This window comes from Pradoshia sp. Z3_51 (genome assembly GCF_058215915.1).
The window spans coordinates 217,499-232,892 of sequence record NZ_JBZAJC010000003.1; the positions used below are offsets into that span (position 1 = coordinate 217,499).

Consider the following 15,394-nt stretch of genomic DNA (forward strand, 5'->3'; position numbering starts at 1 on the left):
AAATAGAATTATTTACGCTACTGCATTTACCGCGGCAAAATTAAATAAGGATGGTAATGCATATGATTGAAATGAACGATTGGCTTGAGCAATTTAGTCAAAAACTTATTCAACATTTTGGCGAGGAGATTGTCTTTATAGGATTGCAAGGAAGTAGAGCGAGGGAAGATGCAAAGCTAGACAGTGATATTGATGTAGTGGTCATTTTTAAAGAACTGACGATTGATCGATTATTATCGTATGAAGTCGTTACCCATACGATGCCAAACCGTCATTTACTTTGTGGTTTTATTTCGGGTGTAGACGAACTCCATGCTTGGGATAAATCGGATTTATTTACCTTTGTCTATGATACAAAAGCAGTTTACGGTAACTTGGAATTTTTAAAGACACATATTCAACCGGAAGATATCAAGCGATTTGTTCGAACAGGTGCAGGAAATAGTTATCATATGACTTTGCACAATTATTTGCACACAAAATCAGTAGAGGCAATTAAAGCTATATTTAAAAATGCACGTTTCGTAATACAAGGAAAGCAATTTTTAAAATCAGAAATATTTCAATCAGATATAGGGGAGCTTATTTTAAATGCAGAAGAGCTTGATCGACAAGTATTAAGCCGTTTTTTAGAGATTCAACAAGGTATGCCTGTTCATTTACAACAAGATACAACGTTAATTTTTCATTGGGCAAAGGAAACGTTACAAGCAATGAAATGATAAAGACAAAATTGTGCGTTTTTGAACAAATTTTAAAAGCCTTATTACATTTTATGTGTAGTAAGGCTTTTATTTTTCTGTATTAAAATTAAACGACTTTATTATCTTTGTACATATAGTTGCTTATAATTCATAATAAAGTCGGTTGGTAATGGTAACATTCACTAGTGGTTTTCTCTTATTGAGCTAAACTACCCCTTTAACAGTATAAGAAAAAAGAGCTGATCACAAGCCCTTGATATGGAGTAATGCCCCTGTTAGCGGAATAAGCAATCTATCTAAAATCTTTAATTCCATTTTCAAAGGCTTGTTTATCATCATTCTCAATCCCGTGTAGTGCTTCTTGTAAAGCAAATGTACTTTTATAAAAATTAACCCGTTCTGAAATTTCACTACCGCTAGGATATAAGCTAATACACATATCAAAAAAATCTCTACCATAACTGGAGAGTATTCCAGCAAAATCATATGCTGGGTCTCCTAAACCAGAACCCCCAAAATCTATTATCCCTGAAATCCTACTTGTTTCTGGATTTCACAAGATGTTAGATGCCCCGAAATCTCCGTGTATGAGTTTTATATCTAATTTTGAGAATGCTTCCCCATTTAGGAACGTTTCAAAAGAATGTGATATTTCTTTTTGAGCTTCCTTTCTCATAAAAGTAAATAAATTATTTCGTATCTTATCATACAGGTTATCCATTTCTTCAAGAGGATTACAAACCTCTAGCTTCAACTCTCGACTTGCTTTTTCTTTCGAAATAGAATGAAGTTCTACAAGAAAAGACACAAGTTGTGTAGCTACCCCTTTAACCAATTCAATATCCTTAATACCTCTTAAACTTTCCATCCACAAGGGAACACCATCTATTAGTTTATAGCCAGTAAAGGCCTTACCTGGTTCTAATTCTTCAAAATACTGATAAATTGGATTCGGAATTGGAATGGAGACGATGCCTTTAATGTATTGCAGAATTTCCGTCTCTTCTCTTAATTGAATTATTCCATTTTTATATTTTGGGAACCGTTTACAATTAACACATTATTGTTCTGTCCTATATCATTAGGATAAAAGTCTTCTATGGAAAGATCAGAATAAACCGATTGAATGTTTTCAATAAAGTTATTTTTCATTTAAAATATCCCCTTTTTTGGGTCTCTTTATATTTTTTATTTCCAAAACTCTTGCCACAATAGCATTAAAATCCTTCTTGTACGCGTTGCCTTTCAAAGGATTTAAACCCTCACCAGTAATCTTTACTATCGTTATGTAAATAAAATAAAAAATGGTTTCCTGGTCTGGAATCCATTTTTGTAGTTGACCATATGGTGTTACCAATTCGTTTCTCTCTTTAACGCAAAGAAGATAAACAATTACTATTCGCTGTCTCAGATTATATAAAAAATTCTTAAAGATAGAGGTGAGATTGATTGTTTTTTCTTCTAGAAATAATGACTTAAATAATATATTGTATACCTAAAACAATGAAAGCCCTACCTCTCTTTCATCCTTACGGCTCCTTGTCCGTGCCAGTGTGAATCAGGATTGCAAAAATCAAGTGACTATTTTATCGAGTTATTTGATGAAACTTCAAACGTTCGTAAAAGAAATTTAAATAATAAAATTGGATTAGATTGTAGAAATTACAAAAGAGGTTAATGCTCTAAAGGTGAGTTGGAGAAGTTGAATGTCTTTGAAATGATTTATTTTTAATAATAAACATATTTCCAAAAAAATCAGGATATTTTCGGGAAATGTAATCAATTTTCTTAAATTAACCTTAACAGAAACTTTTTATTTGATTTTCAGTAATACCTTTAATTAATCCCAGTTCACTAATCAAAAATTCATGTGCGTTATCTAACATTTTTTTTTCGCTTGTATTAAGTGCTTTTTCTTTCTTCATACGCATTAAATCACGTACAACTTCAGTACATTCTTGTATTTTACCCGTTTTTATTTTGTCCGTGTTCACTTTATACCTTTGTTTCCACGGCAGTAATCTATCTGATTCTCCATGATGAAAGATGTTTATGATGTGTTTTAATGCAATTATGTCAGTAACAGGGCGTATACTTGAACTCTTACCCGTAGGAATCATGACTTGCATATTACCGATTAACATTTTTATGACATAATACTGTTGTTTTTCCTCTGAGATTTCCTTTTCTTCTATGGCTTTAATTAAACCTACTCCATGCATTGGATAAACAATGTTATCGCCAATTTGAAACAAATAATCCACCTCCATAAATGGTAACCTTCTTAACCTTAACATATATATCATTTTTTAGCAAATATTTAATAATATCATAATTTATTTTTCATTGTCAACTACTTTTTTCTTAAAGATCAGAAAAAGCACAAACAATAGGAATCATGTCGGATTACCAATAAAGGGAAGGTTGATTTTCCCACGTATATTCTGAAACCTCTACTAACCTTAATATTATTATTCTTTATAAAACCTTCCTGCGCAAATAACACAAAAAGCGACTGCCTTGTTTTGCAATCACCTCCGTTAGCTTAATAAAGGTATCCTAATAAATCTAACTTGCCATTTTCCCATTTTATATTACCTACTTCTTTGATCATAAGCTCATTAATCTTTTCATGTCCTATTCCGTAAGTTGATTGATTTTCATCGTCAATTTTTAACCATTTACATTCATTATTTACAGACTTGAATCCTGCGTTTAAGTACAATTTTTTGTTATCTGCAAACAAGAGTAAAAAATCAACTAACTTCCCTTCACAGAAATCATTTATTTCAGAGAGCAGTAATGAACCTATTCCCTGTGAACGCTTGTTTTTTGATACACATAAATCGATGATACCAAGAACTCTTATTGGTTTCCCGTTTAAATTCATTACTCTATAATCCAAGCCCACATGACCGACAAGTTGATTAGTATCATCAATTACAATGAACCTAAAATGAGGTAACTGCTTAAAGTAAATTCTATCTTTTGGATATACATCTGTAAAACATTCTACTAATAACTGCCGTAATTTAGTTTCCAATTGACCATTAATTTCATATTCGTAAATTTTTACAATTTTCAATTCAGTTTCTCCTCATCAGTTTATCATTGGGATTAAAACTTATATTATATTTTTTCTTGAATAAACCTTCCCCTTTTACTTCAATAAGAAATTCAACATAAAAAGAGATTAATCCTTCCTGGATCAACGCCCCCCGTTTGTTTAAGTACATACTTTCACAAGCTAAATCAAGCCATCCAATTATTTAACTGCTTTCCAAATAGTCCATCTATCTTTTTCAACTATGTTACATTCAGTAGAAAATGATTCATCTATATAATTCACCAGTAATTTTAATTCTTTATTGTTTAATTCGTGTAAAATACTTCTTCCTGTTCTCTCGCTTAAGTCTTTTAGTAATTGCTTTTTATCAATGTACACTTTTCTTGTTTCCCACAACTTAACTTCCTCAATTTCTAGAAACCCCACTTCTTTAAGTGTTTCTATTACTAATTGACTATTGTGTCTGCGATTAGTCTCTTTTTCAATTAATTTTGGAAATAATTCAAAGAAGTACCCTCTAATATGACTATCATTACCTTTTAATAAACAATCTTCAGGTGTTCGGTCTTGAATAATGTAATATCCTTTAAGTTTTAATAATCTATATGCCTCTTTAAAGCATTTTTGCAAATCATCTATATGATGTATCAATGCTCTTTCAAGCAGTAAATTAAAATTATTACTTTCTAATCCAGTATGAAAAGCGTTACCTTGCTTAAAAGATATATTTTGGTGTTCTTTGCAGTTTTCTCTTGCACCTTCAAGTATTGCTTTGGAAAAATCGACGCCAGTAACAGAATATATCCCCATATCAGACAGTGCCTTAGAATAAATACCACCGCCACATCCTATATCCAATGCCTTGGTTATATTTTCGATTGGTACAAGGTCTTTAATAGCGTCAATCCACGAATTATCGGCATTTCGAGTTGTATAAGTATTTTGATTTTCCTCATTATGAAAATCAATTCCCACCTAACATCCCCCATTTCACATTTAGTTAGTTTCACCAGAATTATTTGAGTAAGATTGATAATTAACTAACAGCAGCGACGTGTGTACTTCCCACCCTTATTTTATGCCATATATTTCCGTGATAAAATTTCAAAACAATTATTAGCACTCATAAGTTTTCCATATGATACTGTTCCACTAACCTGACACTTTAGTCTATTAAGAAAAGACCGTCATTTTGACAGCTTTGATCTTCTGATAATACACCGTTTGATCATTGAAAATTCTCTAAAATTATTTATATTCTTTTGGTTTTCTTATACTTAAATATCCTCCTAAAATTAAACCTAACGCTGATAATCCATAAATAACAGATTTAATATCAGTATGAATATCTAAGTTAGATGTAACCAAAGCCAGTATAAGTGAAATCAATGTTAATAGATAAGATTTGGATTTCAATTTTTCATTCTCCATTTCTAAAAAGAACTAACTATCACTTAAATAATTTGACTAACCTGCCACTTGAAGTTCTCATTATTCTGTAGTGCTATATTTATTAGTTTTTGCATCGATGATCTTTTTTGAAATTCCAACAGAAAATCCAAATATCCCAATTATCAATACACGATAGTTATTAGATAATTTATCTCCAACAAATACATAGAATATCGCAGAAATAGTTCCGACTAATATTAAAAGAATTATGTCCATTCTTGTAAGTTTCATAAAACCATCCCTCCTTTTATTTTTAATCACTATACTTTGCAATCTTATACAACACATCTATCTTAATTAACGTCTACATTGACCAATAACTCATCTTTAAATACCTTTATTAATTATTCGATATGTTATATTCATATTCTTCTTCCGCTAAACTGCCCCATTTCTACAATAAGGAATTCAACGAAAAAGAGCATTAATCCTCCTTGGATCAATGCCCGTGTTTGTTTAAATTGAAATTTTTTATAATTAGGCTTTTGAATCATTCGACGTATAGGATTGACCAAAGCAAAAAATATAAGGACTATAAAATTATCAACATTTATAACTCTCTCCCAGAAAAGAATTTACTCAGACTCTAACTCAAAGGATTCTTGTTTTTCATTATCCCATTTAATTGTAACTTTGATTGGAAGGTCTTCCTGCGATACAGCACCACCCGAACTGGATAAAGAAAATCGAACCGTGGATCCTCTAGTACCATATTCTTTATATTTTGTTTCACCGTTATTAATTACTACCTCTATGTTCCTAAAAAAGGTCTTGCTCGATCCGTTTTTATAGCTAAATACAAAATCTCCTTCTTCTCTTGTTCCATTTTCAGAGATGATTGCAGAGTATTCCCCTTTCCAGTTGTCACTTTCTCCTGAGAAAGAAAGAGGTTTACCATTTCCATTAGAAAGAAATGTTTCATTACATCCAATAATCAATAAAATAAAAGGAATCAAAAACAGTAAGCGTTTCATCATATCGCCCCTAATTAGCCTATTACCTATATTTATTCCTCTTTAAAAGAATTTATTCTTCTTCCACTAACCTGCCCCGTTAGTTCAATATGAAACAGTCCCAAATAGCTTCCTCCACTACAAAATATTCTTCGTGGGAGCATACAGCTAATATGCATTATCATTATGGTAAAACATTAAGTCTTCTGGTAGTTCAGGACTAATCCAATCAAAAAGGGAATGACAACACTCTTTCAAAAAGTCTCTTGTAGCATTATTCATACTAAAATAAAAAACGTAGGCTGTATCTTCAGAAAGTCTTGTGGTTTCCCATTTTTTGTATTCGTCTTTCGATTAAATATTCTTCAATATCGATTATTAAATTATCAATAAAGGCAAGACGCTCCTTTTCAAACTCCAATAAACGTCCATCTTCTACAAAAGCAAAGCGATTATAATTCCTTGAGAGTAAGTCTATTAATTGCTTATAACGTTTGCCCTTTATATTTTTATGTACCCATATCATATTAATCTCACCTGAACGCTACAATTTACCGTTTTTGGGTTTCTATATGTATTCATCTTTAATATAATTCAATAAAATATTAATAAATTCCTTCTTCACTAACCTATCCCATTCATTCAAGAAGGTAATTCCCACCCAATTTTACCGCAAATGGATAGCAGCTCCCTTTTTATTCAAAGCAACAATATTTACGAAAAAGCCTTTTATAGAGATCTCAGCCTATTAACAAAGGATATTTACAATTAATTACATATGAATTATGCTTTATTTACAGAGGAGGTGTTAGAGATTGAGCACAAACACATTTTTCATTCGATTTTCCATCAGCATACTTCTTATTTTCGGAGGAACATTTACAATCCGTTATTTTAGAACAGGTGAGCTTTTAATCGATCAAATAACGGGAATAGCCGCCGGTTTACTTATTTTAATTGCATCCCTCGTATGGAGAAATAAATCCAAGCAATCCACATAATAGACGTTTGAAAGATTTACGCATACAATCCATCCTTAAAAAGATTCTCGAATTTGATGATTCTACTTCATTTGTTTACTTCAATTCTCATCTTCAGACCACTCATTTCTTTCGCTTTTTATAAATCAATTCTTAGCATATTAATAAAATTACGTTATTTCTCTGACATGTCATAATAATTTGGAAAAATCCTTGGAGGAAACAATGAAGAAAGTAATAAATAAGATTAATCCCAAGATTGAAGTAGCCGGAGTGTCATTAATTGAATTAAAGAAAACAGAACGAACACTTGGCGCTACCTTTCCAGAAGAATACAAGGAACTCTTTCTAGAAACAAATGGTGCAACATTCGGAGAATGGTCTTTGTACTCGATTCAAGCTAATGAACAATTAGCCTTTACAATGGATATTGTTAGGCAAAATCAAGAGAACCGGCCTAAAAATATGCCTGATGAATTTATTTGTATTGGTGACCATATCAATGGAAATAATCTCTGCTATCGAATTCGAAAAAGATTTATGCAAGAGCTGATTTTTCTATGGGATGATAAAAAGGGAAAATGCGAATGTAAGGCTTCAACTTTAAGTGAATTTATTGACTGGTATGTACCGAAAAAGACAAATAAGCCTAAAATCTTAGGCACATTTACAATCGAAAGTGGGAAGTTAATTGTTACGGACCCATGTTACGATAAAGATGAAGAAGACCTGCAAGTCTTACTTCTAAATGTGAAAAATGGAAAGTGGACAGCATATGTTACACACACTGATGAGGAAGCAGTACAAAATTTGTTCGTATATTATGGTGAAAAGAAACCAAGCGGGAGATGGCATGATTGCGCTCAAGCAATAGCGGTTGATTCAGCACAAGCAGGAATCTTTGATTTTGACGTTTTTCAAAAAGATGAAACAATCCCATATGAACTGATAAATACCCATGATATAGAGATAGATGAGGCTAGCTCAAAATACTATGTAGTATGCTGTGATATGACTGATACAGATGAACAAGCCGGAGTGGTTCCTGGAGGTGCGGTTTCTATGTCTGGCTATGGTGATGGAATGTATGAAGTCAAAGTGAAATATAATATTTTCAAACAGGTTGTTGGCGTAATGATTACTTTTGAGGATGAGGAATAATACAAAGGTCAGACCATCTTATACAAGTATAGGGAGATAAAGTGATTACTGATCAAAAAAGAGAAGTCGCCAGGATATGGTTCGATGAATACTTTACGAAAGGTAATCTTGAACTCTTAGATCAGCTTACAGATTCACATTTTATATTCCACTCAAGAAATACAGATAACCCAAAAAATGATATGAGAGAATTTATGAACTAGTATAGGAATGTTTTTCAGGATGATGAATGGATAATAGATGATTTAATAGAACAGGGAGAAAAGCTAGTTGTCCGTTATACCGGCTGGATGACCTATAAAGGTGGTTGGTTTAACATTCCTTCAGATAACCAACGAATCAAAGAAACAGGTATCATGATATTTAAATTTAGGGAAGGAAAAAATAGTGATGCTGCCATCCTTTATGAATTAGGGGCTTTACCAAAAAATACTCATCAGAGCTTCTGATATTAGAATATACATATGAAAAGAGCTGCATAACTAATATGCAGCTCTTTTCACATCAATTTTTATATTCGCGCCTGTATGGCATTCCAGGCCGTATCTTTTCCAAGCCCAGTCTCTGAAGAGAACAAAATCACTTCGTCACTTTCGATAATATTCAGTGTGTCTTTCACGACTTTTAGATGCTTTTGCCATTTACCTTTTGGAATTTTATCCGCTTTGGTTGCAATAATGATACAAGGTATCTCATAATGCTTAAGAAAATCATACATCATTACATCATCCACAGACGGTTTATGGCGCAAATCAATGATTAAGAGCATAGCACGTAAAGGCTCACGTGTCGTAATGTATGTCTCAATCATCTTACCCCATGCTTCACGTTCGGACTTGGATACTTTCGCATATCCATATCCCGGTACATCGACGAAAAATAATTGCTCATTAAGCTTATAAAAGTTCAATGTTTGTGTTTTACCCGGTTTAGATGAAGTACGGGCCAAACCTTTCCGATTGATCATTTTATTAATAAAAGAAGATTTTCCTACATTTGAACGTCCAGCAAGAGCGAACTCCGGAAAACCATCTGTTGGATATTGTTCCGGTTTAACAGCACTCATCACAATCTCTGCTTGAGTAATTTTCAACTTTCTCCACCTACCAATGCATGTTGCAGCACTTCATCAAGTTGTGATACAAATACGAATTCTAATTCTTCACGAACACTTTCAGGAATATCATCAATATCTCTCTCATTATCAATCGGACATATAACTTTCTTTAGTCCTGCACGATGAGCACTCAATGACTTTTCCTTTAATCCCCCAATCGGCAATACACGACCACGCAAAGTTATTTCACCAGTCATCCCTACTTCCTTACGGATCGCTTTACCCGTAAGCGCTGAAATTAAGGCAGTCGCTATAGTAATACCTGCGGAAGGACCATCTTTTGGAACAGCTCCTTCAGGAACATGAATATGAATATCATATTTCTCATAGAAATCCTTGTCAATCCCAAAATCTTCAACCTTGGAACGAACATAGCTGAAAGCAGCCTGCGCGGATTCTTTCATGACATCTCCAAGTTTACCCGTCAACACAAGTTTGCCCTTACCTGGTGATAAAGAAACTTCAATTTGAAGGGTATCACCGCCAAATGTAGTATAAGCAAGTCCAGTTGCTACTCCAACCTGGTCTTCACGCTCTGCTTCGCCATGACGGAAATACGGTTTACCCAAAAATTCAGCCACTACTTTTTCTGTGACAATAACTTTTTTCTTCTCACCTGAAACAATAATCTTGGCTACTTTACGGCAGATTGCCGCCAATTGCCTTTCCAAAGTACGAACCCCAGCTTCTCTTGTATATTGCCTGATGATTTTGATAATCGCATCATCCTTCATTTGAAGCTGGCTTCTTGTCAATCCGTGAGCTTTGATTTGTTTTAGCATCAGATGATCTTTAGCAATATGGAGCTTTTCAATTTCCGTATAGCCGGAGAGATTAATAATTTCCATCCGATCACGTAGAGGTGCCGGAATCGTTGCTAAATCATTGGCTGTAGCAATAAACATTACATTGGAAAGATCGTAGGTTTCCTCAATATAATGATCGCTGAAAGTATTGTTTTGCTCCGGGTCAAGAACTTCAAGCATAGCTGAAGATGGATCCCCCCGAAAATCGTTGGACATTTTATCAATCTCATCCAATAAGAAAACCGGATTAATGGTTCCCGCTTTTTTCATCCCTTGTATAATACGGCCAGGCATAGCCCCCACATACGTACGGCGATGTCCGCGTATTTCTGATTCATCTCTTACTCCACCAAGAGAAACCCGGACGAAATTACGGTTCAAAGACTTAGCTATGGATTTTGCCAAACTAGTCTTACCTACCCCTGGAGGTCCCGCAAGGCAAAGAATTGGTCCTTTTAAGGAATTCGTAAGCTTCTGAACAGCCAAATATTCAAGCACGCGCTCTTTCACCTTTTCAAGACCATAATGGTCTTTGTTTAAGATGTTCTCAGCTTTTCTAATATTCAGATCATCCTTCGTTGCTTTCGACCAAGGAATTGCAATCAGCCACTCAATATAATTACGAATGACCGCACTCTCTGCAGATGTTGCCGGAATCTTTTCATAGCGGTCCAGCTCCTTAAGTGCAGTTTCCATGACATGAGCCGGCATGCCCGCTTCCTTTATCTTCTCAGCAAATTCAGCAATCTCAGCAGCCTTACCTTCTTTGTCACCGAGCTCTTTTTGGATTGCTTTCATTTGTTCGCGTAGATAATATTCCTTTTGTGTTCGCTCCATTGATTTTTTGACACGCAGACCGATTTTCTTTTCGAGATTCAATACTTCTTTCTCGTTATTGATTAAACTGATTACTTTGTTTAATCTTTCCTTGACATCAATGGTCTCAAGTATTTCCTGCTTGTCCTTCAGCTTAAGCGGCAAATGTGATGTAACAATATCGGCCAGTCTGCCGGGTTCTTCTATATCAACAGTTGAATTATATGTTTCTGTTGTGACCTTTTTTGAGATTTTTATGTACTGTTCAAAGTAATTTAATAAAGTTCTCATCAAAGCTTCTGTTTCAGGATCCTTCTCTACTGGATCTTCAATAATTTCGAGCTTCGCTGTAAGAAAATCACTATCATCCTCATAGGAAACCATTTGTGCTCTCGATAAACCTTCTACCAACACTCGAATTGTCCCATTTGGGAGTTTAAGCATCTGTTTTACTTTAGTGAGTGTACCCATTTCATACAAATCATCTTCACTGGGCTCATCTGTAGAAGCTTCCTTCTGAGTAGTTAAAAATATCAAATGGTCATCTACCATCGCTTTCTCTAGCGCCTGAACAGATTTTTCCCTTCCAACATCCAGATGGAGAACCATCGTTGGGAAAACAAGCAATCCGCGAAGCGGCAGGAGGGGAACGTTTTTGTCCATAGTGTTTGCCATTTGTTGCACCTCCAAAACATGCTAATATATGTATTATTCATTGACCTTTTACCAATTTTATCGTATTTACTGGTTTGTGTCTATTTGGGACGATAAACGAAACCATGTTACTTGTTTTCCCTAAATTTAAGTGGATGTAACACCTTTCAATCAATTTTTAAGGTAACAAAATTTCCCACTCTCATTATTAGTAAGACAAAAAAAAGGCTCGCTCTGATGCAAGCCTTTTAATTTTGTTCCCTCAGCCGCTTTCCCGTTCAGAAAGTGGCATATTTTCAATAATAGTATCAATGGCCGCTGTACGATCGAATACTAGTTGAAATACTTCCTTTAAGTTCCTGACAGGTTTAATTTCAATATTTTCGACTTGGTTTAACAGGGCTTGTATATTTTCTTCCGGAATCAGAACTACATCGGCTCCCGCTAACTTAGCTGCTGTCACTTTCGTAAACACACCGCCAACCGGCTTAACCTTCCCGTGAATGCTGATTTCTCCTGTCATTGCAACATTATTTTTTACCGGTATTTGATAGATAGCTGAGTAAATCCCAACGGCCATAGCAATGCCTGCCGAAGGACCATCAATCGGTATACCGCCCGGAAAATTAACATGGATATCAAATTTGTCAGCTGGTACGCCAATCGTTCTCAGGACAGTCACCACATTTTCAATCGATCCCTTAGCCATGCTTTTTCTTCTGATGGATTTTCCTGCACTATTAATACTTTCTTCTTCTACGATTCCAGTTATATTAACTGATCCCTTATCAACCGCATCAATAACCGTAACTTCAATCTCAAGTAACGCCCCTGAGCTTGGTCCGGTTACAGCCAGACCATTTACAACACCAACGGCAGATTCTTTCGCAATAAAGCTTTGATATCTAGGAGACATTTGGCTGGATTGAACAATCCATTCAATATCTTCATCTTTAATATAATCTCTATTTTCTGTAATGGCTAAACCTGCGGCACTCTGAACCATATTTACAGCTTCCCGTCCATTGCTGGCAAAATTACCAATGACATTAAGCGCCTCATCACTAATCTCTAAGGACACCCGTTCAACTGCATTTTTGGCCACCTTTTTCAGTTCCTCCTGATTTAATTCACGAAAAAAAATCTCCATGCATCTGGAACGAATCGCAGGCGGAATTTCAGAAGGTGTTCTCGTTGTAGCCCCAACAAGCCTAAAATCAGCAGGCAATCCATTTTGAAAAATTTCATGTATATGTTTTGGTATATTCGGATTCTCTTCATTATAGTATGCACTTTCAAAATGTACTTTCCGATCTTCCAATACCTTCAATAATTTGTTCATTTGTATATTATGCAATTCTCCAATTTCATCAATAAATAAGACACCGCCATGAGCATTTGAAACTGCCCCCTGTTTTGGCTGTGGAATACCTGCCTGGCCCATTGCTCCGGCGCCCTGATAGATTGGGTCATGAACAGAGCCTATAAGTGGGTCAGCAATTCCTCTCTCATCAAATCTGGCTGTTGTGGCATCCAATTCTACAAATGTTGCGGTTTGCCTGAATGGAGATTTCATATTTGCTTTAGCCTCTTCCAGCACCAGTCGCGCAGCGGCCGTTTTCCCAATTCCAGGCGGACCATAAATTAGTACATGCTGTGGATTTGGCCCACAAAGTGCTGCCTTTAGTGCCTTGATTCCATCCTTCTGACCAATAATATCATCAAACCGTGCTGGTCTTACCTTTTCGGAAAGCGGCTCAGTTAATGAGATAGACTTCATTCGATGAAGCTGATCCATCTCCTTCTTAGCCTCTCGATCAATCGAAACCTTTTGTACCCTTTGACCCTTTAACAAATTTAAAAAATACATGCCAATCACTATTCCAAAGAACAGCTGGATAACAATAACCACACCAGTCCAACTCATATAAGCACCCTCCTGAAATCACATCGTTGAGATACAAGCTAGTATCTCCCTAGAAAGGATGGAATAAACATCAAAAAGCTGAGCCGACTGATCAGCTTCGACAAGCATAAGAGGAGGCGCACAGATGTGTTCTTTCCTCCCGCAGTGGGTGGCTATCCTTATGACTCAAGCTCTATATATCTACACCAAAACCTGCCATCTACTTTAGCGTTTGGCTGGAATTTGAGCTGAATTGGCTGGATTAGTGCTGAATTTGGCTGGATAAAATCTAAAATTGGCTGGATTAATGAAGGAATCAGCTGGATTCCTACTCCAATCGGGTCAATCTCTTATTATTCTTCCTATAAAAGCAATTGTTTTCTTCTAACTCTCCAAACATGTATCCATTTAAGAATAGATAACCTGTAAATTACGTCATTTGCAATACAAAAAAGGCCAATCAAGATTTTGATTGGCCTCTTCTACAACTTATATCTTTATCAAGCAGATGTTTTCTTTTCAACTGTTTCAGTTGTTCCATCAACAAGAATTATTTTTGGAGATTCGCCTTTAGAGATCACTTCAGCTGTAATGATACATTTTTTAATATCATTACGGGAAGGAAGTTCAAACATGACATCCAGCATAATTCCCTCAATAATGGAACGAAGTCCACGTGCACCTGTTTTACGCTCAATTGCTTTTTTCGCAATTTCTAACAACGCTCCGTCCTCAAATTCGAGTTCTACGTCATCAAGTTGAAGCATTTTTTGGAATTGCTTAACAAGCGCATTTTTTGGCTTAGTAAGGATTTGGATTAATGTATCCTCATCTAATTGCTCAAGTGTAGCAATTACCGGCAAACGTCCGATAAATTCTGGAATTAATCCAAAACGAAGCATGTCTTCAGGAAGAACTTTAGTTAACAAGTTTTTATCTTCAACTTCTTCTTTAACTGATCCAAAACCGATAACTTTTTGGCCAAGACGGCGTTTAATAATCGGTTCGATTCCATCAAATGCACCACCGCAAATGAATAGAATATTCGTTGTATCAATTTGGATGAATTCTTGATGAGGATGCTTTCTTCCTCCTTGTGGCGGAACGCTTGCCACTGTGCCTTCAAGAATTTTCAGCAACGCCTGCTGTACACCTTCACCTGAAACATCTCGTGTAATGGATGGGTTTTCAGATTTACGTGCAATTTTATCGATTTCATCAATGTATATAATGCCTTTTTCAGCTTTCTCTACATCGTAATCAGCAGCCTGAATTAGCTTAAGTAAGATATTTTCAACATCTTCACCCACGTAACCAGCTTCAGTTAATGACGTAGCATCTGCAATGGCAAATGGTACATTTAATAATCTGGCTAAAGTTTGAGCAAGAAGTGTTTTCCCGCTTCCAGTAGGCCCGATTAAGCAAATATTGGATTTAGATAATTCTACATCTTCAATTTTGCTATTAGAATTTACACGTTTATAGTGATTATAAACGGCTACTGCCAAGGATTTTTTAGCACCTTTTTGACCAATAACATATTCATCAAGGATTTCTAAGATCTCCATTGGTTTTGGTATATCTTTTAACTCAACTTCTTCTTCAGTACCCAGTTCTTCTTCTACAATTTCAGTGCATAACTCTATGCACTCATCACATATATAAACACCTGGACCCGCTACGAGTTTTCGGACTTGTTCTTGAGTTTTCCCACAGAAAGAACACTTCAATTGCCCTTTCTCATCATTAAATTTAAACATAGTTTCACCCCTTGGTAT

14 protein-coding genes and 1 pseudogene are annotated in these 15,394 nt (G+C 35.3%); 3 read left to right on the plus strand and 12 right to left on the minus strand.

Going from position 1 to position 15,394, the window contains the following annotated elements; translation table 11 throughout:
- Window positions 1–62 precede the first annotated feature (62 nt).
- Complete coding sequence (locus tag AC4BHA_RS08245) at window positions 63–722, plus strand: nucleotidyltransferase domain-containing protein (protein WP_490558414.1); 660 nt, start codon at window positions 63–65, stop codon at window positions 720–722.
- Between the two features lie 274 nt (window positions 723–996).
- Here AC4BHA_RS08245 and AC4BHA_RS08250 read toward each other — a convergent pair.
- The 8 genes and pseudogenes from AC4BHA_RS08250 to AC4BHA_RS08285 form a co-directional block, all read right to left on the minus strand.
- Window positions 997–1,725 (minus strand): annotated as a pseudogene (locus tag AC4BHA_RS08250) (phosphotransferase family protein).
- The gene (locus tag AC4BHA_RS08255) at window positions 1,722–1,856 is read right to left on the minus strand and encodes a hypothetical protein (protein WP_490558415.1); all 135 of its coding nucleotides are present in this window, start codon (window positions 1,854–1,856) and stop codon (window positions 1,722–1,724) included. Before AC4BHA_RS08255 ends, AC4BHA_RS08250 begins: the two are co-directional and overlap by 4 nt.
- Before the next feature lie 647 nt (window positions 1,857–2,503).
- Entirely contained in the window at window positions 2,504–2,974 is a 471-nt protein-coding gene (locus AC4BHA_RS08260; RefSeq protein ID WP_066108620.1) for a CarD family transcriptional regulator, read from the minus strand.
- A 275-nt stretch (window positions 2,975–3,249) separates the two neighbouring features.
- Complete coding sequence (locus AC4BHA_RS08265; RefSeq protein ID WP_066108626.1) at window positions 3,250–3,789, minus strand: GNAT family N-acetyltransferase; 540 nt, start codon at window positions 3,787–3,789, stop codon at window positions 3,250–3,252.
- Between the two features lie 180 nt (window positions 3,790–3,969).
- On the minus strand, window positions 3,970–4,746 hold the full coding sequence (locus AC4BHA_RS08270; protein ID WP_490558416.1) for a class I SAM-dependent methyltransferase: 777 nt from the start codon (window positions 4,744–4,746) through the stop codon (window positions 3,970–3,972).
- Window positions 4,747–5,262: 516 nt separating this feature from the next.
- Complete coding sequence (locus AC4BHA_RS08275) at window positions 5,263–5,454, minus strand: hypothetical protein (protein ID WP_490558417.1); 192 nt, start codon at window positions 5,452–5,454, stop codon at window positions 5,263–5,265.
- 344 nt (window positions 5,455–5,798) lie between these two features.
- Window positions 5,799–6,200, minus strand: coding sequence for a hypothetical protein (locus AC4BHA_RS08280; protein WP_490558418.1), 402 nt, complete (start codon window positions 6,198–6,200; stop codon window positions 5,799–5,801).
- 286 nt (window positions 6,201–6,486) lie between these two features.
- Complete coding sequence (locus tag AC4BHA_RS08285; RefSeq protein ID WP_490558419.1) at window positions 6,487–6,702, minus strand: hypothetical protein; 216 nt, start codon at window positions 6,700–6,702, stop codon at window positions 6,487–6,489.
- A 289-nt stretch (window positions 6,703–6,991) separates the two neighbouring features.
- Here AC4BHA_RS08285 and AC4BHA_RS08290 point away from each other — a divergent pair, with 289 nt between their 5' ends.
- Window positions 6,992–7,177: a hypothetical protein gene (locus tag AC4BHA_RS08290; RefSeq protein ID WP_490558420.1), complete on the plus strand. Its 186-nt coding sequence runs from the start codon at window positions 6,992–6,994 to the stop codon at window positions 7,175–7,177.
- Between the two features lie 204 nt (window positions 7,178–7,381).
- Window positions 7,382–8,317: an SMI1/KNR4 family protein gene (locus AC4BHA_RS08295; RefSeq protein WP_490558421.1), complete on the plus strand. Its 936-nt coding sequence runs from the start codon at window positions 7,382–7,384 to the stop codon at window positions 8,315–8,317.
- Window positions 8,318–8,828: 511 nt separating this feature from the next.
- Here AC4BHA_RS08295 and yihA read toward each other — a convergent pair.
- From yihA to clpX, 4 genes are all read right to left on the minus strand, one after another.
- Window positions 8,829–9,410 carry a ribosome biogenesis GTP-binding protein YihA/YsxC gene (gene yihA / locus AC4BHA_RS08300; RefSeq protein ID WP_066108642.1) on the minus strand — a complete coding sequence of 194 codons (582 nt, stop codon included), beginning with the start codon at window positions 9,408–9,410 and terminating at the stop codon, window positions 8,829–8,831.
- Entirely contained in the window at window positions 9,407–11,731 is a 2,325-nt protein-coding gene (gene lon / locus AC4BHA_RS08305) for an endopeptidase La (RefSeq protein ID WP_139892829.1), read from the minus strand. The genes yihA and lon overlap by 4 nt, the downstream gene beginning before the upstream one ends.
- 241 nt (window positions 11,732–11,972) lie before the next feature.
- Window positions 11,973–13,637, minus strand: coding sequence for an ATP-dependent protease LonB (gene lonB / locus AC4BHA_RS08310; protein WP_066108648.1), 1,665 nt, complete (start codon window positions 13,635–13,637; stop codon window positions 11,973–11,975).
- Window positions 13,638–14,116: 479 nt separating this feature from the next.
- The gene (clpX, locus tag AC4BHA_RS08315) at window positions 14,117–15,376 is read right to left on the minus strand and encodes an ATP-dependent protease ATP-binding subunit ClpX (RefSeq protein WP_066108651.1); all 1,260 of its coding nucleotides are present in this window, start codon (window positions 15,374–15,376) and stop codon (window positions 14,117–14,119) included.
- Between the last annotated feature and the right edge of the window lie 18 nt (window positions 15,377–15,394).